This is a genomic window from Nonlabens sp. (genome assembly GCF_965657255.1).
Taxonomy (GTDB): Bacteria; Bacteroidota; Bacteroidia; order Flavobacteriales; family Flavobacteriaceae; genus Nonlabens.
The window spans coordinates 67,082-87,686 of sequence record NZ_CBFHNM010000003.1 but is presented as its reverse complement, the minus strand read 5'-3'; the positions used below and the strand labels follow the sequence as shown (position 1 = coordinate 87,686).

23 protein-coding genes are annotated in these 20,605 nt (G+C 34.8%); 9 read left to right on the top strand and 14 right to left on the bottom strand.

The features are described from left to right. Positions 1–30 precede the first annotated feature (30 nt). From ACTF54_RS04650 to ACTF54_RS04640, 3 genes are all read left to right on the top strand, one after another. A complete protein-coding gene (locus ACTF54_RS04650; protein ID WP_347196456.1) occupies positions 31–2,193 on the top strand; it encodes a prolyl oligopeptidase family serine peptidase in 2,163 nt (720 codons plus the stop codon). A gap of 68 nt (positions 2,194–2,261) precedes the next feature. After that, positions 2,262–3,188 (top strand): ABC transporter ATP-binding protein, encoded by a 927-nt coding sequence (locus ACTF54_RS04645; RefSeq protein WP_347196457.1) that lies wholly within the window; start codon positions 2,262–2,264, stop codon positions 3,186–3,188. A gap of 153 nt (positions 3,189–3,341) precedes the next feature. Beyond that, positions 3,342–3,815 carry an LEA type 2 family protein gene (locus ACTF54_RS04640; protein ID WP_438968848.1) on the top strand — a complete coding sequence of 158 codons (474 nt, stop codon included), beginning with the start codon at positions 3,342–3,344 and terminating at the stop codon, positions 3,813–3,815. On the opposite strand, the gene truB is transcribed toward ACTF54_RS04640, so the two are convergent. The 7 genes from truB to ACTF54_RS04605 form a co-directional block, all read right to left on the bottom strand. Then, on the bottom strand, positions 3,812–4,519 hold the full coding sequence (truB, locus tag ACTF54_RS04635) for a tRNA pseudouridine(55) synthase TruB (protein ID WP_347196459.1): 708 nt from the start codon (positions 4,517–4,519) through the stop codon (positions 3,812–3,814). The genes ACTF54_RS04640 and truB overlap by 4 nt on opposite strands. Positions 4,520–4,570: 51 nt before the next feature. Beyond that, the gene (locus tag ACTF54_RS04630) at positions 4,571–5,284 is read right to left on the bottom strand and encodes a molecular chaperone DjiA (RefSeq protein WP_347196460.1); all 714 of its coding nucleotides are present in this window, start codon (positions 5,282–5,284) and stop codon (positions 4,571–4,573) included. A 108-nt stretch (positions 5,285–5,392) separates the two neighbouring features. After that, positions 5,393–5,902: a DUF2480 family protein gene (locus tag ACTF54_RS04625; protein ID WP_347196461.1), complete on the bottom strand. Its 510-nt coding sequence runs from the start codon at positions 5,900–5,902 to the stop codon at positions 5,393–5,395. A 1-nt stretch (position 5,903) separates the two neighbouring features. After that, entirely contained in the window at positions 5,904–6,224 is a 321-nt protein-coding gene (locus tag ACTF54_RS04620) for an iron-sulfur cluster assembly protein (protein WP_006796533.1), read from the bottom strand. 1 nt (position 6,225) lies between these two features. Next, the gene (locus ACTF54_RS04615; protein WP_347196462.1) at positions 6,226–6,651 is read right to left on the bottom strand and encodes a SufE family protein; all 426 of its coding nucleotides are present in this window, start codon (positions 6,649–6,651) and stop codon (positions 6,226–6,228) included. Beyond that, positions 6,651–7,055, bottom strand: a complete 405-nt coding sequence (locus ACTF54_RS04610; RefSeq protein ID WP_438968847.1) for an META domain-containing protein — start codon at positions 7,053–7,055, stop codon at positions 6,651–6,653. The genes ACTF54_RS04615 and ACTF54_RS04610 overlap by 1 nt, the downstream gene beginning before the upstream one ends. 27 nt (positions 7,056–7,082) lie before the next feature. Beyond that, the gene (locus tag ACTF54_RS04605) at positions 7,083–8,330 is read right to left on the bottom strand and encodes an aminotransferase class V-fold PLP-dependent enzyme (protein ID WP_438968846.1); all 1,248 of its coding nucleotides are present in this window, start codon (positions 8,328–8,330) and stop codon (positions 7,083–7,085) included. A gap of 471 nt (positions 8,331–8,801) precedes the next feature. Between ACTF54_RS04605 and ACTF54_RS04600 the strand changes: the two genes are divergently transcribed. After that, entirely contained in the window at positions 8,802–9,149 is a 348-nt protein-coding gene (locus tag ACTF54_RS04600) for a tetratricopeptide repeat protein (RefSeq protein WP_347196465.1), read from the top strand. A gap of 56 nt (positions 9,150–9,205) precedes the next feature. On the opposite strand, the gene sufD is transcribed toward ACTF54_RS04600, so the two are convergent. The 5 genes from sufD to ACTF54_RS04575 form a co-directional block, all read right to left on the bottom strand. Further along, the gene (gene sufD, locus ACTF54_RS04595; RefSeq protein ID WP_347196466.1) at positions 9,206–10,519 is read right to left on the bottom strand and encodes a Fe-S cluster assembly protein SufD; all 1,314 of its coding nucleotides are present in this window, start codon (positions 10,517–10,519) and stop codon (positions 9,206–9,208) included. A gap of 101 nt (positions 10,520–10,620) precedes the next feature. Then, on the bottom strand, positions 10,621–11,373 hold the full coding sequence (gene sufC / locus ACTF54_RS04590) for a Fe-S cluster assembly ATPase SufC (RefSeq protein WP_347196467.1): 753 nt from the start codon (positions 11,371–11,373) through the stop codon (positions 10,621–10,623). A gap of 5 nt (positions 11,374–11,378) precedes the next feature. Further along, entirely contained in the window at positions 11,379–11,819 is a 441-nt protein-coding gene (locus ACTF54_RS04585) for a component of SufBCD complex (RefSeq protein WP_347196468.1), read from the bottom strand. Positions 11,820–11,850: 31 nt separating this feature from the next. Then, on the bottom strand, positions 11,851–13,299 hold the full coding sequence (gene sufB, locus ACTF54_RS04580) for a Fe-S cluster assembly protein SufB (RefSeq protein ID WP_347196469.1): 1,449 nt from the start codon (positions 13,297–13,299) through the stop codon (positions 11,851–11,853). 49 nt (positions 13,300–13,348) lie between these two features. Then, on the bottom strand, positions 13,349–13,678 hold the full coding sequence (locus ACTF54_RS04575) for a HesB/IscA family protein (RefSeq protein WP_347196470.1): 330 nt from the start codon (positions 13,676–13,678) through the stop codon (positions 13,349–13,351). Positions 13,679–13,847: 169 nt separating this feature from the next. Here ACTF54_RS04575 and thiL point away from each other — a divergent pair, with 169 nt between their 5' ends. Further along, positions 13,848–14,891 (top strand): thiamine-phosphate kinase, encoded by a 1,044-nt coding sequence (gene thiL / locus ACTF54_RS04570; RefSeq protein ID WP_347202407.1) that lies wholly within the window; start codon positions 13,848–13,850, stop codon positions 14,889–14,891. Between the two features lies 1 nt (position 14,892). Here the strand turns inward: thiL and ACTF54_RS04565 are convergent, their stop codons facing one another. Both ACTF54_RS04565 and ACTF54_RS04560 read right to left on the bottom strand, forming a co-directional pair. After that, positions 14,893–15,120, bottom strand: a complete 228-nt coding sequence (locus ACTF54_RS04565; RefSeq protein ID WP_347196473.1) for a hypothetical protein — start codon at positions 15,118–15,120, stop codon at positions 14,893–14,895. An 88-nt stretch (positions 15,121–15,208) separates the two neighbouring features. Beyond that, the gene (locus ACTF54_RS04560) at positions 15,209–15,964 is read right to left on the bottom strand and encodes an alpha/beta fold hydrolase (protein ID WP_438968845.1); all 756 of its coding nucleotides are present in this window, start codon (positions 15,962–15,964) and stop codon (positions 15,209–15,211) included. Positions 15,965–16,080: 116 nt separating this feature from the next. On the opposite strand from ACTF54_RS04560, the gene ACTF54_RS04555 reads away from it, so the two are divergent. From ACTF54_RS04555 to ACTF54_RS04540, 4 genes are all read left to right on the top strand, one after another. After that, a complete protein-coding gene (locus ACTF54_RS04555) occupies positions 16,081–16,473 on the top strand; it encodes a TetR family transcriptional regulator C-terminal domain-containing protein (RefSeq protein WP_438968938.1) in 393 nt (130 codons plus the stop codon). Positions 16,474–16,541: 68 nt separating this feature from the next. After that, entirely contained in the window at positions 16,542–17,534 is a 993-nt protein-coding gene (locus ACTF54_RS04550; protein ID WP_347196476.1) for an endonuclease/exonuclease/phosphatase, read from the top strand. Between the two features lie 247 nt (positions 17,535–17,781). Further along, entirely contained in the window at positions 17,782–18,696 is a 915-nt protein-coding gene (locus ACTF54_RS04545; protein WP_347196477.1) for a PorP/SprF family type IX secretion system membrane protein, read from the top strand. A gap of 25 nt (positions 18,697–18,721) precedes the next feature. Continuing rightward, positions 18,722–20,590, top strand: coding sequence for an OmpA family protein (locus tag ACTF54_RS04540; RefSeq protein ID WP_347196478.1), 1,869 nt, complete (start codon positions 18,722–18,724; stop codon positions 20,588–20,590). Positions 20,591–20,605 lie beyond the last annotated feature (15 nt).

Below are 20,605 nucleotides of genomic sequence, written 5' to 3'. Positions count from 1 at the left end.
TAGAATCATACGATTCCTAAAACTATAAATATGAAAAAATGGCTAGTAGGAGCGGCAGCTCTAGCAGTATTAATTTCCTGTAAGGAAGAAGAGAAAAATGAAGTAAGTATGGCAACGACATATCCGCAAACAAAAAAAGTGGATACCGTAGATGTGTATCACGGTGTAGAGGTAGCAGATCCTTATCGCTGGTTAGAAGATGATCGTAGTGAAGAAACAGGTAATTGGGTAAAAGAGCAAAACAAAACTACTCAAGATTTCTTATCAAAAATTACATATCGAGACGAAATTAAAGAGCGACTTACAGAACTTTGGAATTATGAAAAAGTAGGAGCACCTTTCATTGAAGGAGATTTTGAATACTTCTATAAAAATGACGGATTACAAAATCAATATGTGATTTATAGATATCCTAAAGGTGGCGATCCACAAACTGCTGAAGTTTTTCTAGACCCTAATACCTTTAGTGAAAAAGGAACAACTTCTTTGGGTGGTACTAGTTTTACTAAAGACGGTTCTTTATTTGCTTATTCTATAAGTGAAGGTGGTAGCGACTGGAGAAAAGTAATTGTCCTAGATACAAAGTCTATGGAGCAAATAGGAGATACTATTGTTGACGTTAAGTTTTCAGGGATGTCATGGAAAGGCAATGATGGTTTTTACTATTCTAGCTATGATAAACCAGAAGGAAGCGAGTTAAGCGCCATGACAGATCAGCATAAATTGTATTACCATAAATTAGGAACACCACAAAGCGAGGATCAAGTGATCTTTGGTGGTACTCCAGATCAAAAATATAGATATGTAGGTGGCGGCGTTACTGATGATCAGAAGTTTTTAGTCATTTCAGGTAGTACCTCTACAAATGGTGGCAAAATGTGGTTGAAAGAATTAAATAAGCCTAACGCGCCACTAGTTGCTGTAGTAGATAATTTTGATACTAATACCTACTTATTACATAATGAAGGTTCAAAGTTATGGCTAGTTACGGACTATAACGCACCTAATAAAAGAATTGTAACAACAGACTTTTCAAATCCTACTCAGGAAACGTGGAAAGATGTTGTTCCAGAAACAGAACATGTACTGTCTCCATCAACTGGTGGTGGTTATATCTTTACAGAATACATGGTAGATGCTGTTTCTCAAGTAAAACAGTATGATTACAGCGGTAAATTAGTAAGAGAAGTAAAGTTGCCTGGTATAGGGAACGTAGGTGGATTTGGAGCAAAAGAAGAAGACAAAACTTTGTATTATAGTTTTACTAATTATACAACACCAGGAAGCACCTATTTATATAATATTAAAGAAGGAACTTCAGAATTATACCGTAAGCCAAATATTAAATTTAACAGTGAAGATTTTGAGAGTAAGCAGGTGTTTTACACTTCAAAAGATGGTACACAAATACCTATGATCATTTCTTACAGAAAAGGATTGGTTTTAGATGGTAAGAACCCAACGATACTATATGGTTATGGAGGTTTTAATATTTCTCTTAATCCTGGTTTCTCTGTAACGAGAGCCGCATGGATGGAAATGGGCGGCGTTTATGCTGTAGCAAATTTACGTGGTGGTGGCGAGTACGGTAAAAAATGGCACGATGCAGGTACTAAAATGAATAAACAAAATGTATTTGATGATTTCATTGCCGCAGGAGAATGGTTAAAAGAAAATAAATATACAGATACAAAACACCTTGCAATTCAAGGTGGATCAAATGGTGGACTTCTAGTAGGAGCAACGATGACACAACGACCTGATCTTGCAGGAGTAGCTTTTCCAGCAGTTGGCGTATTGGATATGTTGCGTTACAATAAATTTACAGCAGGAGCAGGATGGGCTTATGATTATGGAACTGCAGAGGATAACCCAGAAATGTTTGAATACCTTAAAGGATACTCTCCATTACATAATATAAAAGAAGGTGTTTCTTACCCAGCAACTATGGTAACTACTGGAGATCATGATGATCGTGTAGTACCAGCACATTCATTTAAATTTGCTGCAGAGTTGCAATCTAAACAAACAGGCGATGCACCTACTTTAATTAGAATTGCCGTAGACGCTGGACATGGTGCTGGTAAATCTACAGAAGAAACCATCCAAGAAACTGCAGATATTTATGGGTTTGGCCTTTATAACATGGGTTATTCAGAGCTTCCTAAATTGAAGGAACAAGTAAAAATGTAGTTGAATAATTTCAAATTTTCAAGAACCCATGTTACACGACATGGGTTTTTTGTTGATACCTTTGTTTTATGTTGCAATTGATTGAAATTAATTTCGCTTTCGCGAAAGCGGTAACCCTAAAAAACATTTCTCTAGAAATAGAACAAGGTACTCATGTTGCTGTTATAGGAGAAAGTGGATGTGGGAAAAGTACATTGCTAGATATTACTTATGGCTTGTTACAAGCAAAGAGCGGCCAGGTTTTATGGGATAATGAAGAGCTTTTAGGGGCAGATCATCATTTAGTACCAGGACACGCTATGATGAAATACGTACCGCAAGAATTTGATTTGATGCCGTTTACTACTGTATTTGAAAATGTAGGAGAACATTTATCTATTCAAATAGATGATCGATCAGAACGTATTTCAAGATTGCTCGATGTAGTCGATATGAGCGGCTTTAAAGACCGCAAGGTAAAAACGCTTTCTGGAGGTCAGAAACAGCGTGTGGCTATTGCAAAAGCGCTTGCACAAGAGCCAAAAATCCTATTGTTAGATGAGCCCTTCTCTCATATTGATAATTTTAGAAAAAATGCATTACGCAGGAAGCTTTTTGCTTACCTAACCGATAATAACATCAGTTGCCTGGTGGCTACTCATGATCGGGATGATGTACTTTCTTTTTGTCATAAAACATTGATACTACAACAAGGTGAGATCATAGATTTTAGAATGACAAAAGACGTTTACGGCAAACCATTAAATGCATACACCGCTTCTTTGTTTGATGAGGTAAATCTAATACCGTTAGAATGGCTTGATGTTTCAGAAGATCTTGTTTTATATCCGCATCAATTAGTTATTGCTAGAAATGGTTTTGAAGTACAGGTAAAGCAATCCTTTTTTCAAGGGACCGATTATTTGATTCTAGCCTCTAAAAATCAAAAAGAGGTATTCTTTAAATCAAAAAAACTAATTCCTAAAGGTGAGTTAGTCGTTTTAAACGTACAGTAAAGCCTAAGGCACATAGTGTTTATTTTAGAATGTTATTTATATTTCTTGCCATTGATCGTTAAAAATGTGTTTTAAATTATTTGGTAAAAGAACTTGTATTTTATTTTCTCAATCAATTATAATGAATTCTATATTTGATTAAACTTATACCCTATGAGAAAGCTATTGATTCTTGTCACAATTATATTCTTCTGTTCGTGTGATAATCCTTACGAAGACATTTTATTTGTAGAAATTAAAAATGCAGAAATCATAAAAGCAGATGTTTCAAATTTAGAGATTACCGCTACTTGCGTACTTTTTAATCCTAATAGTGTAGGGCTAAATCTCAAAAATGCGGATTTTGACGTTTATGTAAATGGTAAAAAAGCAGCTACAATTGATCAGAATGAAGATGTCGTGATGCCGGCAAATTCTGATTTTGAATTTCCAATAAAAGCAACCGTTAACCCCAAAGACCTTTATGGAGATAAAGGAAAAGGTTTACTGGGTGCAGCGCTCCAGATTCTGGGAAATCAAAAAATTGATGTCAAGTATGAAGGAACGATTAAAGTAGGTAAAGGAGCTATTAATTTTAACGTTCCAGTAATCGATAGTTTAAGTGTTCCTGTAAAATTAAAGTTTTAACCTTTAGAGTCAGAAGTAACTAATTCTTCAAAACTTTCAATACTCATCGCATTTTCTACACGATAATTTCCTATCGCAGTACGACGCAACGCGGTTAAATGACCACCATTATTTAATGCAGCACCAAAATCGTTTGCAATGGATCTGATATAAGTTCCTTTGCTACAAGAGATTCTAAAATCTACTTCAGGAAGTTCAATTCTTGTAATTTCAAATTCGTGAATAGTTACTGTTCTAGATGCAATTTCGGTAGTTTCTCCAGCGCGAGCAATTTCATACAAACGTTTTCCATCTTTTTTAATTGCAGAAAAAATGGGTGGTTTTTGCTGTATTTCTCCAGTAAATTGCGCGATTGTTTCTTTGATTATTTCTTCTGTAACACCATCCAAAGAATATTTTTGATCTACTTCTGTTTCTAGGTCATAACTAGGTGTTGTTGCTCCTAGAGTGATAGTACCAGTGTATTCTTTTTCTTGTGCTTGATAAGTACTTATGTTTTTAGTCTCTTTTCCTGTACAAATAATCAAGAGTCCTGATGCTAGCGGATCTAAGGTTCCAGCATGGCCCACTTTGATCTTTTTAATTTTGTATTCTTTTCTAATTAACCAGCGCAGTTTATTTACCACTTGAAATGAAGACCATTCTAGCGGTTTGTCTATAAGGAGTACTTGACCGGTTAAATAGGGGTTTTCTTGATCTGACATAATTGAAAAGTAAAAATTAGTAAAGCTTTAAAAAAGAAGTAGGCATTGTTATTAACTCATTCCACGTTCTTTACGCACAATCTCATAAGCTTCCTGGACTTTACGGAATTTTTCTTCAGCACCTTTTCTATAAGCTTCATCCATATCCATTAATTTATCTGGATGGTATTTTTTGGCCATAGTTCTGTAAGCTTTTTTTACTTCATGATCTGGAACAGATTTGTCAATTTCAAGAATTTTGTAAGCATTATCTTGATCCTTAACAAACATGGCTTTTATAGAGATAAAATCACGTTCTGTAAGCCTTAGATGACTTGCTATTTGTTGAATTACTCTAATTTCTGGTTCTCCTACGTGACCGTCAGCCTGTGCAATACCGAATAAGAAATGAAGAATTTGTAACCTAGATTCATAACGAGTTCTAGCGTTAAGGTAACTGCATATTCTTGAAGCGCTTACTTCTCGTTTTTTAACGACCTCATTGAATACTTTAAAAATAGCGTTAGCTCTATCTTTACCATAAGAACTTACAAAGTATTGTCTTACATAATCCAGCTCCTTTTGTGTCACTTTACCATCTGCCTTAATGACTAATGAGGTAAGTGAAAGTAAGTGTAATTCAAAGTCTTGTGGACTTACTGTAGTCTGTCTCGCATAAGGATTTCCTGAAATAGGTCTTCCTTGTTGTGAACTTCCATCACTCAAAAAAGTATTATAAATCCATCTAAGAACAAAAAATATAGCGATATAACCGAAAAATGACATAGGTAAGTTGCTTGTAATTACGAGATCATTCTCGAATATAAATTTTTGAATTCAAGGAATGTGCCATAGCTTTTTGTAGATCTAAAGATGACAACATGACCAGTAGAATTACTTTTTACGTTTAAAAACTGGCACTGCAGAGCATGCCTCACCGTACATAATAGACCTTGCTACTCCTTGAAGCTTATCTGTGATCATTCCATAGGCAGCTACAGGTACTGGCTTGTTAGAACATCCTTTTACAATCATAGGAACATCCTGAAACTCACTTACGTCTATATTTTCAAGGACTTCTCTATAAATTTCAGATTCTAGTTGTTCTAAAGTTCCAAAGACTACTTTTTTAGCAACTCCATGAAGTTGACTTTGCACTAACATCCATGCCCATTGCGGTACGATTGCATCTGTACTGCATTGAACTGCTATATAATGATTATTATATGCAGTGAAATCTGTTGTTTTTAAGCTTTCGCGAAAGCGAGATTCTACCAACACAATTCCTTCTAACAACCATTGAGAAATATCAATGATCGTGCGTGGACCTGGCGCATAGAAATCTTCTAAGTCAAAAGTTTTTAACTTAGAATTTGCGACACGATTGATAATTTCTTCTGCCATATTAAAGCATTCCTAGTTCTAATTTTGCCTCTTCACTCATCAAATCTTTGTTCCATGGTGGATCAAATGTGATTTCAACTTCTGCATCATTTACTTCTTTGAGAGTCTTTACCTTTTCTTCTACTTCTACAGGAAGTGTCTCTGCCACAGGACAGTTAGGTGAGGTTAGTGTCATAAGTATTTTAACATCTGCATCACTGCTTACCATTACGTCATAGATCAAGCCTAGTTCGTATATATCCACTGGTATCTCTGGATCGTAAATAGTTTTAAGAACTTTCACTACTTTTTCTCCTATTTCTTGTCCGTTTATTTCTTCCATCTTAGTTGGCTTGAGTTTGGTATGCAACAGCATACATTTTTAGTTGTTTGATCATGGATACGAGTCCATTTGCTCTAGTAGGAGAAAGGTGTTCTTTGAGTCCTATCTCATCTATAAAGTCTGTATTTGCAGCGATAATATCTGCTGGTTTTTGTCCAGACCATGCTCTAATCAGAATAGCGATGATTCCTTTTGTAATAATGGCATCACTATCTGCAGTAAAAGCAATTTTATCGCTTTCTAACTCGGCATTTACCCATACTTTTGACTGACAACCTTTTATAATACGGTCGTCTGTTTTTAAACTTTCCTCTATTAAAGGAAGGTTTTTACCTAGATCGATCATGTATTCATAACGATCCATCCAGTCATCAAATATGGAGAATTCTTCTACTATTTCTTCTTGTATTTCTTGAATACTAGGCATTACTTATCTTCTTTTTTTATAGCTACTATAATTACTTTCCCTTCCTTATCCAGAAGATCAAGTCCTGTTTTTGTTTTATTTACATAGGTTACTTGCGATAAATGATCTAGGTAATCTCTTTCTATTTGTGAGGTATCTTTACAATACATTTTTGTTCCCATTAACATTCCAATATCCACCTGGTTATCCTTAGGATTTGTAAAGTTACCAGAATATTGATTACAAGCAGATTTACCAGAGATTCTATTCTCTTCACCCATTTCTATTTTCAAGGTGATGTCATGTTGTGAATAGTCCTTGTTACCTACAATGGTCACTTCATAGTCTCCACTGATTTTTTTCATTTCTTTACAGCTAGTAATACTGATGGCTATAAGAGCAAATAATATGGTTTTAATTCTCATGGTAGTTGTTTAAATGATCTTATTTTGTTAAGATAACATATTAACAGCACGCTGCAAAGCCTGTACCATAACATCTATTTCTTCCTTTGTATTATAAAATGCAAAACTAGCTCTTATAGTTCCAGGGATTTCAAATCTTTCCATTACTGGTTGTGCACAATGATGTCCGGTTCTTACTGCAACGCCTAATTTATCTATAATAGTTCCTATATCATAAGGATGTAAACTTGCAACATTAAAACTGATTACGGCAGCTTTGTCAATTACATCACCATAAATAGTTGCGCCTGGAATATTCTTAATTTGTTTTGTTGCATAAAGAAGGAGCTCATTTTCATAGTCAGCAATATTTTCCATTCCTATATCCTTCAAGTAATCTACAGCTGCGCCCAAAGCTATTCCACCTGCGATATTAGGTGTTCCAGCCTCAAATTTATGCGGCAGACCAGCATAAGTTGTTTTCTCAAAAGTTACTTGATCGATCATCTCACCACCACCTTGATAAGGAGGCAATGCGTTCAAGGCTTTTTCTTTACCGTAAAGAATACCTATTCCTGTTGGTCCACACATTTTGTGTCCTGACATCGTGTAGAAATCTGCATCTAGTTCTTGCATGTCTAGCCTCATATGGCCACAAGATTGTGCCCCATCAATAAGTGTCATGGCACCACATTTATGAGCTGCGTCAATAATCTCCTTTACAGGATTAGTAACTCCTAAAGCATTAGAAATATGGTTGACTACCACAAATGCAGTTTTGGGATTCAATAGCTCATGATAAGCATTCATATCTAGGGTTCCATTATCAAGAACTGGAATAACTTTCAAAGTTGCACCTACACGTTCACAAAGCATTTGCCATGGAACAATATTAGAATGATGCTCAACAGCACTTACAATAACTTCATCACCTTTTTTAACAAATACATGAGCACCACTTGCGACAGCATTGATAGAATGTGTGTTTCCAGAAGTGAACAATACTTGTTTTACATGAGGAATATTGAAAAAAGCCCTTATTTTTTCACGAGAGTCTTCAAATAGATCTGTTGCTTCCTGACTTAAAGCATGCACGCCACGATGAATGTTTGCATTATACAAAGTATAATATTCAACAATTTTATTGATGACCTGCACTGGCTTTTGAGAAGTCGCAGCATTATCAAAATAAATTAATGGACGACCATTTACCTCTCTATTGAGAATTGGGAAATCAGCTCTTATTTTCTTGATGTCTAGCATACTTGCAAAGGTACGATCTAGGCGTGAAGACATTGTTAAAGTGCTGACAGATATTCTAACAGAATTGAAATTCTTTAAAATTAACAGATGATCATAAAATATACACTCATTTAGAATAGAACTAATGTGATTAAATGAACACTTAAATTACTCATTTCAAGATTTTCACGTAATTTGCTTTACAATACAATTTGAAGCTATCTAATATGCAAAAGAATCATAAGACAATTGAATCAAAAGCTACCACAACTTCTGCATATACGATTTCGTAAATCCTTGTTGTATTGTATTTGTTAGTTGGTTTTACACCACTTTTTGGAGCAATGGATTACGACGCGCCAGAATGGTTGTACGTTTCTCTAATAAATATGGTGTCTGCTATTTTTATATTCAAAAATAGAATTGAATTTGAAGTATTCACAGTTCCTAAACATGCCAAAATATATTTCTATCTGTATTTGAGCTTCTTTTTGGTAAGCTGTCTTTCGATGATTACAGATATAAATGTTAGTGAAAGCAAAACATCAAGAAGCATTTGATTACTTTGCTACACAGGAATATGATAAACCAAAAGCTATCTTTAAAGAAATTCTTAAAACAAATCCTAAAGATTATCTATCGGTTCAAAACATAGGAATTATTGATCTAGTCCAAAGGAATTATGAAGAAGCAATTAAAAGCCTTACCGTTGTTATTAAAGTAAACCTCTTTACTGATGGTAAATCAGAATACAGTCGCGGTTATTGTTATGAACAACTGGGCGAATTAGAAAAAGCAAAAAAGGATTATAGGAAAAGTCAAGCTAAGAATTCTTCTCAAGAAATGTCCCTTCCAGTTTCTAAATATGAGTAAACTATATAAAAGAAGAGCTGCATAATTGCAGCTCTTTTTTTGAAATAATATTTTTTCTACAGATCAAAACCAATTTCTACACCTAACTTCATTGCAATTAACTTAGTTATACGTGATTTAATTTCTGGAATTTTCACCGATTCTAATACACTATTTGCAAATGCAAACATTAATAATGCGCGAGCTTCTTTTTTAGGAATTCCACGCGCTTGCATATAAAATAACGCTTCCTCGTCTAATTGACCTATAGTACAACCGTGAGAGCATCTTACGTCATCTGCAAATATCTCTAGTTGAGGTTTTGCATTTATAGTAGATGTATCACTTACTAGAATATTGTTATTTTGTTGATATGCGTTGATCTTTTGTGCGATCTTATCTACAAGTACCTTACCGTTAAAAACACCAACAGCACGTTCATCAAATATTTGTTTGTATTCTTGGAAACTTTCACAATTAGGTGCAGTATGATGCACTAAAGTAGAATGATCTACATGTTGTTTTCCTTCTATAATAGTAACGCCATTAAGGACAGATTCACAATGCTCACCACGCTGATAGAAATTAAGGTTATTACGCGTCATTTTCCCTCCAAATGAAAAGGTATGTACGCGAACCTCTGAATTATCTGTTTGCTCTACAAAGGTGTGGTCTAATAAAGATGCGTTTAAGTTATCATTTTGGATTTTATACCAATCTACTAGAGCGCGTTTTGCAGCAAAAATTTCTGTAACACTGTTAGTCAGCACTGCATTATCACTTAAACTTTGATGCCTTTCAATGATTTGCACTTGAGAGTTTTCTCCAACTACAACTAGGTTGCGCGGTTGTATCATTAATTCTGCCTCAGTACCTGTAGAGAAATATACAATTTCGATAGGCTTTTCTACAGCTATGTTTTTGCCTATATGAATATATGCTCCTTCCTTAGCAAACGCGGTATTTAAAGAAGTTAAGCCATCCTTAGTCGCTAGTTGATTATAGTATTCTTCAATAACAGAGGTGTACTTGACATTATTTAATGCACTAGACATTAAACAAACGTCAAATTTATCATGAGTAGTTTGAGAAAGATGTGAACTGTAAATACCGTCTATAAAAATGACACGATAAGCGTCGATTTGATGCACTAAATATTTCTTTATATCTGCATAAGAAATAGAGGTTTCATTTTTTGGAAAAAAATTATAATCCTTATTGAAAAACTTCTTTAATGAAGTGTATTTATAGGCTTCTTCCTTCAATTGAGGGATACCCATTTTCTCAAAATCATTCAGTGCTTCACTACGTAAATTATGTATGTAGCTGTTGGTATCTGCCTCGTTTTCTAGGGCAATAAAAGAAGATAGTATATGGTCTTTAAAACTCATAATTTATAGTTTTCTCGCTTTCGCGAAAGCGAACTCATAAAAGTTCATTATTGAAAAATAAAAGCAATTCAAATAGTTGTGGGATTTCCCAAACTTGATTGTTACGCTCCTATTTCTTCTTTAATCCAGTCGTAACCTCGTTTTTCAAGCTCTTTTGCCAGTGAGGCATCACCAGACTTTACAATACGGCCTTGGTACAATACATGTACATAATCTGGTACGATGTAGTCTAGAAGACGCTGATAGTGAGTAATAACAATAGTTGCGTTATCCTTACTCTTTAATTTATTTACACCACTGGCAACAATACGCAATGCGTCGATATCTAGTCCAGAATCAGTTTCATCAAGAATAGAAAGTTTAGGCTCTAGCATGGCCATTTGAAAGATCTCATTACGCTTTTTTTCTCCTCCAGAAAAACCTTCATTTAAGGAACGAGAAAGAAATTTGCGATCTATTTCTAACATCTCTGACTTTTCACGGATCATTTTAAGCATGTCTTTTGCAGTCATGTCATCCTTACCTTGAGCTTTGCGAGTCTCATTGATAGCGGTTTTCATAAAGTTGGTCACCGACACTCCTGGTATCTCTACTGGATATTGAAAAGAAAGAAAGATACCACGGTGTGCTCTTTCTTCTGGATCTAAGTCTGAAATATCTTCTCCTTCAAGAGACATATCTCCGCCAGTTACTTCATATTCTTCACGTCCTGCAATAATATTTGCAAGTGTTGATTTACCAGCACCGTTAGGTCCCATTATCGCGTGTACTTCTCCTGCTTTTACCTCAAGATTGATTCCATTAAGGATTTCTTTTCCTTCTATGGTTGCTTTTAGGTCTTTAATCTTTAACATAGCTGTTATTTAACTTCTTTAATATCTAATGATTTTCCAGTCTTTATCACGTTTGCGCTTGTTGCTGGAGTAACTTCTATAATCTTTGTAATGGTAACCATCTGGTCCCATCCTTCACCTAACTCTTCCTTAATAGGATTAGGTTTTAAATTGCCGTGGATAACAACATTTACCATGTCATAATCAGTTTGTTTCAATGCTTTTGCTACTTCATTAAGCTCATGCATTTTTTCATCAATGTTAACGGCATATATTTCGCTTTTAGTAGTAAGTACCGCGGCATCAGTCAGATAAATAAATTCGCCTTTAAAAAGTTGCTGTCCTTCTGCAAGAACTTCCTCTTTTTTTTCCTGAATTACCACTGCTTCTTCCTCTGAAGATTTATTATCATCTTTACAAGAAATAAAACTTATAACTAATAAAGTTAAAACGATTAATCGTTTCATATTGAATATATTAAATGGTTGGTGATTTGCTTTATCCTACAGATCCTTCTAGGCTTATTTCTAGTAATTTTTGGGCCTCTACGGCAAATTCCATAGGTAGCTTATTGAGTACTTCTTTAGAAAAACCATTCACAATAAGAGCAATCGCTTTTTCTGTATCTATACCACGTTGGTTACAATAGAAAATCTGGTCTTCACCTATTTTACTAGTGGTCGCTTCGTGTTCAATTTTTGAAGAACTATTACTGTTTTCTATATACGGAAATGTGTGTGCGCCACATTCATTACCCATTAATAAACTATCACACTGTGAGAAGTTACGAGCATTTGTAGCTCTAGAACCTATTTTTACAAGCCCGCGATAAGAATTTTGGGATTTACCAGCGCTTATTCCTTTAGAAATAATGGTTGATTTTGTGTTTTTACCTAGATGCAACATCTTTGTTCCTGTATCAGCCTGCTGGTAATTATTAGTCACAGCAATGGAATAAAATTCTCCTACAGAATTATCTCCTTTGAGAATACAACTAGGATATTTCCAAGTGACTGCACTACCAGTTTCTACTTGCGTCCATGATATCTTTGCGTTTCTTTCACAGATACCACGCTTAGTAACAAAATTGAAAACACCACCTTTACCTTCGTCATTTCCAGGATACCAATTTTGAACGGTAGAATACTTAATCTCTGCATCATCTAGTGCAATTAATTCTACACATGCTGCGTGCAACTGATTCTCATCACGACTAGGTGCTGTACAACCTTCTAGATAAGAAACATAACTGCCTTCGTCTGCAATAACTAGTGTTCTTTCAAATTGTCCGGTACCACCTTCATTTATACGGAAATAGGTAGAAAGTTCCATAGGGCATTTCACACCTTTAGGAATATAACAGAAAGACCCATCAGAAAATACCGCACTGTTTAAAGCCGCATAATAATTGTCATTTTGCGGTATTACCGTTCCTAAATATTTTTTAACTAATTCTGGATGCTCTTGTATGGCTTCAGATATAGGACAGAATATGATTCCTTTTTCTGCTAGAGTTTCCTTAAATGTAGTAGCTACTGAAACAGAGTCTACTACAATGTCCATAGCAACACCAGCAAGTTTCTTCTGCTCATCTAGAGAAATGCCTAATTTCTTGAACGTCTCTAATAATTCTGGATCCACTTCATCCAGACTGTCGTATTTAGGTTTTTTATTAGGAGCAGAATAATAAGAAATGGCTTGTAAATCGGGCTTTTCATAGGTTACATTTGCCCATTCTGGTTCTTCCATTTCTTTAAAAACGCGGTAAGCCTCTAGTCTCCAGTCCAGCATCCACTGTGGTTCGTTTTTCTTTGCAGAAATAATACGTATCACTTCTTCACTCAATCCTATAGGAATAGTATCTGACTCCATTTGAGTATAAAAGCCATATTCGTATTCTTTATTCTTAAGTTCTTTTTCTAATTGTTCTTCTGTGTACTTTGACATAATTTTTTTTTAATTCCGCTTTCGCGAAAGCGTCACTTCTAATGCCTTTCTATAAACTAAAAGACTCTCCACAACCACAAGTTCTTTGTGCGTTAGGGTTGTTAAAGACAAAGCCTTTACCATTCAATCCACCGCTAAATTCTAGCACTGTTCCTACTAGGTACAAAAAGCTTTTTTTATCTACGGCTATTTTAACTTCATTTGCCTCAAAAACTTTATCAGTCTCTACCGTTTCTTTATCAAAATTAAGATCATAAGAAAGGCCACTACATCCACCGCTTTTTACACCTACGCGCACGTAATCTTTTTCAATAGCAAAGCCGTCTTCGCTCATTAGCTGGGCGAGTTTAATCTTTGCAGTTTCCGATACACTTATCATATTAATAGCTTATTTAAAATGCTTACAAATATACAACACTCAGAGCAGTAAACATGGGGCAATCATGATATTCTCGTATAGTGATATTTAATCTGTTTATGGGATAGATAATTATAAAGAATATGTTGTATTTGTGCTGTCATTCTTACCTAAGTTGTAATTTTGCAGTATGATAGAAGATAAAAGTCCACAGCGTACTCCAGTAGAAAACTTAGGTGAATTTGGCCTAATAGATTTTATAACTAAGAATTTCAAAATTTCTAATGATTCTACCATTACCGGTATAGGAGATGACGCGGCTGTATTAAATCACACTCAATCTACTGTTGTCACAACAGATATGCTAGTAGAAGGTGTGCATTTTGATTTAAGTTATGTTCCTTTAAAACATTTGGGTTACAAGGCGATTATGGTGAATTTATCTGACGTGTATGCCATGAATGCAAAAGCAACTCAGGTTACCGTTTCAATTGCTATATCTAACAGATTTCCTGTAGAAGCTGTAAATGAACTTTATGAAGGAATTCACATGGCATGTAAAGCGTATGATGTGGATTTAATAGGTGGCGATACTACTGCTTCAAGAAGTGGTCTAATAATTTCAGTAACTGCCATAGGAGAACAGGATGCCGATAAAATAGTACATAGAAAAGGTGCTGGCGATGGCGATTTACTAGTTGTCTCTGGAGATATAGGTGCGGCTTATATGGGATTGCAAATCTTAGAAAGAGAAAAAGCTGTTTTTAAAGCAAATCCTCAAAATCAACCAGATATTGAAGCTTATAGTTATTTATTAGAAAGACAGTTAAAACCAGAAGCTAGAAAAGATATTATTAAACTATTAGGAGATCTTGAGGTACATCCTACAAGTATGATAGATCTATCTGACGGACTAAGTTCTGAAGTCATTCATCTATGCAAACACAGCAATGTTGGGATGACTATTTATGAAGAAAAAATACCATTAGATCCTACGGTAATTACAGCTTGTGAAGAATTTAATCTGGATAGCACGACAGTAGCACTAAGTGGTGGAGAAGATTATGAATTGTTATTCACAGTAAAACAAGAGGATTTTCCTAAGATAAAAGCTAATCCTAGTTTATCTATAGTAGGTCATGTTGTTGATGCGTCATACGGTATGAACCTAGTAACACGCAGTGGAGAGCAGATCCCAATTAAAGCAATGGGATGGAATAGTTTTCAAGAGTAGGCTAGACTTGCTTTTTTCTTTTGCGAGCCATATCATCTATAGCGCGATTGATTTGTGTGTAGCGATCATCTAGCGGTACTACTTTACCATAAATATTGCGTGTCATTTGTTTATGACAGTTGGTACAACGCAGTTCTTGTACACGCTCATTTATGGTATGATAAACTTTAAAATTATGTCCAATAACAGAACACAATGCTGATTTTAAGGGAGAATAATTTTTAGACATCAACTAAAATTTGAATCAAGATAATTATGTTATCTTAAAAGATTCACATTGAATGTTAATAGTTTATAAAATTTGTCAAAAGGTAAAATCAATCGATGAAGAGCAGGTTTTTAAGAACTTCAGGAACGTTAGTTAGCAATGACATATGACCACTTTGGATGCTTTTTCCTTTGATAGATAAAATATCGCATTCATTTTTCATGTATTTTGGCAGTATGATTCCATCATTTTGTCCGTATATATAAGTAACAGGAATATCTAATTCCTTGATTGCTTTTAAAGAACTATCTCTATCACGCATCGCAATTAAAGATTGAACAATACTTACTATAGAAATATGATGTGCTTGTTCCTTCATTTTTTCAATTCTGGACTTAAAAAGTAATCTTTCTTTGGTAGTAAATAGATTAGCTATAGCCATATTTAAGTATGCTTCTTGATGCTTTTCAATAAGTCGTATAGATCTGTCACGTAATAATTTTCTTTCTACAGGATCTTCTCCTGCTATACTATTAATCATTGTTAATGATAAAGTTTTTTTGGGTCTCGCTTTTGCTAAAGCGGCACCTAAATAGCCGCCCATACTATGACCTACAATGTGAACATGATCTATATCTTCTGCGATTAGGATTTCATCGATTAAAACAGCTATATCTAAAATCGTATAATTTTCAGAGAATTCTGGACTTAATCCATGGCCTGGAAGATCAACTTTTAGGATAGAAAAACTAATAGGTAGCTCTTTTTCAATATACTGCCATTGATCCATGCTGCCTAAAAATCCATGTAAGAACAGCAGTACAGGTTGTTGACGATCTACATAGTTATATTGCAATACATTCATTAAGCAAAGGTACTGTACTCTGTATTTTGAAAAATATCACAAAAGCGTCACGATTGTGAAAATAATGTTAATTTAACAAGAGATATAAAAATAGAAATTTATACTTTTTAAGCTTTATATTTTTATTTTCAATTTCTTTTGAGGAGTCTGATAATTACGAGCTAGCTAAAACGGAATTAGATATAAGATTAGAAGAGCTATTAGAGGAAAATTCCAATGGATTTGGGAAAAGCTTTTTTATTTTACCAGAAAATGATGACGCAAATCCTGTGCTGCGTCAGCAAGCTTTCGGAATGTTAGTGAATTTAAAGTCTTTATTAAAAAGAGTTTTAGAAACCGGTAAAAAGAAACACCAGATTAAAGCAGATACAGATGTAGACCAAATCGTTCATGTCTTTATCGCAACATTAGAAGGTAGCATGATGATGAGTAAATTGGAACGTAATAATCAGGCGCTTACTATTTGTATAGATTTTTTGAGAAATGTAAATAAGGGAATTCTAGTTTAGAATAAATTTTCAAAATCACTTACATAAGCGCTTTCATACATTACATTTGAAAGCTAAACCATTTCCATTTGTCCATTCCGTCACAATCATTTGAACAATATACCGTTGCTTTTTATAACGTAGAAAATCTTTTTGACGTCGTTGATGATCCTCATGTTTTTTTAGATGAAGACTTCACAGAATTCGGTCGTAAAAATTGGACTGAAAACAGGTACTTAAAAAAACTCTCTAAAATAAGCGATGCTATAAGTAAGATAGGTTTTGAATCTACAGGTAAATTACCAGCAATAATTGGTCTAGCCGAGGTTGAAAATAAAAAAGTATTAAATGACTTAATCCAGCAACCTAAACTGGTCAATACTAAATACGACTTTATTCATTACAACAGTCCAGATGAAAGAGGAATAGATGTAGCTTTACTTTATGATACTACTGTTTTTAAACCTACTCATTCAGAACCGTTACATATTCATTTAGAAGATGAGAAAGGAGTTCGAGACACTACCAGAGACATCTTATATATTGAGGGAACTCTTGCAGGCACACCAGTTCATGTGTATATTAATCACTGGCCATCGCGACGTGACGGTGCAAATGCTACAAATGACAAAAGACTGAGCGTAGCAAATCAATTAATGAGCCATGTTGGTCATAAAGATCCAAACAGTAAACGCAATGAAAATCATCTATCAAAGGAAGATGCACATCACATAATTATTATGGGTGATTTTAATGATGATCCCGATAATGATAGTATAAAAAAAGGGATTTTACCTCATGGGTTTGATAATCCTACGGCATCATTGAAAAATTTTCATAGAGGCTCTTTAAATCATAATTTCAAATGGAACCTATTTGATCAAATTATGATAAGTAAAAGCTTACATAATGACGTCCCTAATTCGTTGTATTTTCACAAAGCAGATATATTTGATGATATCATGCTGCGACAGTGGAAAGGAAAGTATCGTGGGCAACCAGCTAGGACTTTTTCAGGGCGCAATTATAAAGGTGGCTATAGCGACCATTTTCCTGTTTTTGCTGTTTTTAGAAAAAACTAACACGTTGTACAACCTCAAAACCTATCTATTCATCTATTAAGGAATTGTTAAACCTAAGTTAGGTGAAGATTTTTTATATATTACACGCTTTAGATGTGGCATTATCTTACTTAATTCAAGGGGTTTTTCACGTTTCCGCTTTCGCGAAAGCAGAATTACAGCAAAGAAATGAACGATAGTAATTAGAATCGTGCTATATTTAGCCATCAAAAACTATGAACGCAACCTTAAAACTAACTTTGTGAGAATGAAAAAATTACTTGCAATGGGGCTCTTTATCTCTATCGCTGCTACTAGTGTAGTGCACGCACAACAGGATCCTCAGTACACACAGTACATGTACAATCAGAACGTTATTAATCCGGCATATGCAGGAACCCAGGATGGAATGAACATTACAGCCCTTTATAGGCAACAATGGTCTGGAATCACAGGTGCTCCAGAAACTATTACTTTATCTGGTAGCACATCTATTGGTGACAGGTTAGGTGTTGGGTTATCAGTAATTTCAGATAACATCGGTCCTATAAGTGAGACGAATACTTATGGAGATTTCTCTTATCGATTACAAGTAGGAGAGAAAACCACTTTAGCTTTAGGTCTTAAAGCAGGTCTTACATTTTTTGATGTAAACTTAAACACGGTTCAAACCACTGTGCCTGGCGATCCTCTTTTTTCTGAAGAATTAAATGAAACGTACATCAATTTAGGTGCAGGAGCATTTTTATATGGAGAAAACTGGTATACTGGTTTTTCTGTACCAAACATGTTAAACAGCACGCACCTAGATGAAAATGGTTTAGAGTTTGGTAGTGAAACGCAACACTACTTTTTAACCGGTGGATATGTTTTTGATGTTGCAGATAATATCAAATTAAAGCCACACGTGCTTGTTAAAGGAGCTTTTGATTCTCCAATTAGTTTTGATTTAAACACAAACGTATTGTTCAATAATAAGTTTGAAGTTGGTGTTTCTTATCGTTTAGAAGATTCATTTAGTGGTTTAATAGGAATGAATATTACTGATACTATTAAAGTAGGTTATGCTTACGATCGTGTAGTTTCTGATATATCTGTGGTAGCACCTAGCTCTCATGAGGTATTTCTAACTTTCGGTCTTGCCTTCCCACGTAAAGTGATGCAATCACCACGTTTCTTCTAATTCCAAAACAGCAAAGAATACTACCATGAAAAAACTATACATACTTTTAATTTTATTCGTTGGTGTTGCAATGAGCGCGCAAGCACAAAGCGATCAAACTGCAAAAGCAGATAAACTATATGAACAACTACGTTATGTAGATGCAGCAAAAGCTTATGAAAAACTTCTTACTAAAGGAGTAAGGACTCAGCACGTTTATACAAAACTAGGAGACTCTTATTTTTATAACAGCGATTTTAAAAATGCCGAAAGAAATTATGCAAGAGCGATCAAACGTGATCCTCAACCAGAGACATTGTATCGTTATGCGCAGTCATTAAAGGCTTCAGAAAAATATGATCTTTCTAACACGATTATGAAACAATTTGCTAACTTAAATCCAGCAGATGATCGTGCTAAACAATTCAAATCTAATCCTGATTACATTCAGTCGATTCAAGATATGAAAGAAGCTTTTACGACTAAATCTAATCCGTTTAATACAGAATCAAGTGATTTTGCTGCGGTTAGAGTTGGTGATAAATTATATTTTTCTAGTGCTCGTAATGAGTCTAGAAAAAATTACGGCTGGAATAAAGAACCGTATCTAGATATTTATGAAGCGCTTGTAGACCCAGCAGGAGTAGTTGCAAAACCAGAACTTCTTAAAGGTGACGTTAACACAAAGTACCATGAAGGTACATTAGACATCACTCCAGATGGGAAATACATGTTTTTTACTCGTGTAGATTATATCAATGGTGATTATGAAAAAGCAAGTGATGGAGAAAGTAAATTAAATATTTATAGAGCTATCAATGCTGGTGGAGAATGGAGAGATGTAAAAACAACTTCTTTAGAGGCTCAAGAATATGGTGTAGGTCATCCTTCTATTACAAAAGATGGTAAAGCTATCTTTTTTGCAAGCGAGGCGCCAGGTGGACAAGGTGGAACAGATATTTATAAAGCAGCTCTTAAAGATGGTAAAATATCCAACCCTGTAAATTTAGGACCTACTGTTAACACTTCTGGTGATGATTCTTTTCCTTACATAGCTGAGGATGGTACTCTTTACTTTTCAAGTAATGGTCATTTAGGTTTAGGTGGTCTAGATGTTTTCATGTATAAAGATGGTAAAGTAACTAACATGGGATCACCTGTAAACAGTTCTTTAGATGATTTTGCTTTCAGTTATTCTGAGGCTACAGGTAAAGGATATGTTTCTTCAAACCGAAAAGGTGGACAAGGTGGCGATGATATTTATGGTGTAGAAAGAATTGAAATTTGTGAAGTTGCCGTTACGGTAAAAGCAATAGATTCTGAAACAGGTATGCCACTTCCAGGAGCTATTGTTTCACTTCAAGATGGAGATGGTAATACCATGCCTGGTCAGACTACAGATGCAAATGGTATGGCAGTATTCACCACAGGCTGTAACCTAGAACTTACGGCTAGAGGTGCAAAAACTAAATATGAAAGTGGTGAGGCTACTTTATCTGTTGCAGAAGAAGAAACAGCGATGGTAGAAGTAATGATGGCACCAGAGCCAGAAATAGTTGAAGACAAAATTATTTTAAACAAAATTTATTTTGATCTAGATAAATCTAATATACGTCCAGATGCTGCTTTAGAATTAGACAGACTTGTTAGTTTGATGAAGAAGTATCCAACTCTAGAAGTTAAAGCAGAAACATATGCAGACATTAGAGGTTCTGATTCTTATAACCTTGCTCTTACAGAAAGACGTGCAAATAGCATCATTAAATATGTAGAGTCTCAAGGAGTGGATAGTTCAAGATTAACTGCAGAAGGTCGTGGAGAAGCAAATCCAGTTGTAGACTGTGCTGCAAAAAGTTGTACGTCAGAAGAATATGAGTTATCACGTAGATCTGAATTTACGATCACAAAAAGATAGATAGTATTACTAACT

Bases quoted from the DNA above. Each gene is read 5' to 3' on its own strand.
- ACTF54_RS04615 (WP_347196462.1), bottom strand. From the start codon at position 6,651: ATGCCTAGTATTCAAGAAATACAAGAAGAAATAGTAGAAGAATTCTCC.
- ACTF54_RS04565 (WP_347196473.1), bottom strand. From the start codon at position 15,120: ATGTCTAAAAATTATTCTCCCTTAAAATCAGCATTGTGTTCTGTTATT.
- ACTF54_RS04625 (WP_347196461.1), bottom strand. From the start codon at position 5,902: ATGGCAGAAGAAATTATCAATCGTGTCGCAAATTCTAAGTTAAAAACT.
- ACTF54_RS04605 (WP_438968846.1), bottom strand. From the start codon at position 8,330: ATGTCTTCACGCCTAGATCGTACCTTTGCAAGTATGCTAGACATCAAG.
- ACTF54_RS04610 (WP_438968847.1), bottom strand. From the start codon at position 7,055: ATGAGAATTAAAACCATATTATTTGCTCTTATAGCCATCAGTATTACT.
- sufC (WP_347196467.1), bottom strand. From the start codon at position 11,373: ATGTTAAAGATTAAAGACCTAAAAGCAACCATAGAAGGAAAAGAAATC.
- sufB (WP_347196469.1), bottom strand. From the start codon at position 13,299: ATGTCAAAGTACACAGAAGAACAATTAGAAAAAGAACTTAAGAATAAA.
- ACTF54_RS04650 (WP_347196456.1), top strand. From the start codon at position 31: ATGAAAAAATGGCTAGTAGGAGCGGCAGCTCTAGCAGTATTAATTTCC.
- ACTF54_RS04585 (WP_347196468.1), bottom strand. From the start codon at position 11,819: ATGAAACGATTAATCGTTTTAACTTTATTAGTTATAAGTTTTATTTCT.
- thiL (WP_347202407.1), top strand. From the start codon at position 13,848: ATGATAGAAGATAAAAGTCCACAGCGTACTCCAGTAGAAAACTTAGGT.
- sufD (WP_347196466.1), bottom strand. From the start codon at position 10,519: ATGAGTTTTAAAGACCATATACTATCTTCTTTTATTGCCCTAGAAAAC.
- ACTF54_RS04630 (WP_347196460.1), bottom strand. From the start codon at position 5,284: ATGTCATTTTTCGGTTATATCGCTATATTTTTTGTTCTTAGATGGATT.
- truB (WP_347196459.1), bottom strand. From the start codon at position 4,519: ATGTCAGATCAAGAAAACCCCTATTTAACCGGTCAAGTACTCCTTATA.
- ACTF54_RS04600 (WP_347196465.1), top strand. From the start codon at position 8,802: ATGTTAGTGAAAGCAAAACATCAAGAAGCATTTGATTACTTTGCTACA.
- ACTF54_RS04640 (WP_438968848.1), top strand. From the start codon at position 3,342: ATGAGAAAGCTATTGATTCTTGTCACAATTATATTCTTCTGTTCGTGT.
- ACTF54_RS04560 (WP_438968845.1), bottom strand. From the start codon at position 15,964: ATGAATGTATTGCAATATAACTATGTAGATCGTCAACAACCTGTACTG.
- ACTF54_RS04545 (WP_347196477.1), top strand. From the start codon at position 17,782: ATGAAAAAATTACTTGCAATGGGGCTCTTTATCTCTATCGCTGCTACT.
- ACTF54_RS04575 (WP_347196470.1), bottom strand. From the start codon at position 13,678: ATGATAAGTGTATCGGAAACTGCAAAGATTAAACTCGCCCAGCTAATG.
- ACTF54_RS04620 (WP_006796533.1), bottom strand. From the start codon at position 6,224: ATGGAAGAAATAAACGGACAAGAAATAGGAGAAAAAGTAGTGAAAGTT.
- ACTF54_RS04645 (WP_347196457.1), top strand. From the start codon at position 2,262: ATGTTGCAATTGATTGAAATTAATTTCGCTTTCGCGAAAGCGGTAACC.
- ACTF54_RS04540 (WP_347196478.1), top strand. From the start codon at position 18,722: ATGAAAAAACTATACATACTTTTAATTTTATTCGTTGGTGTTGCAATG.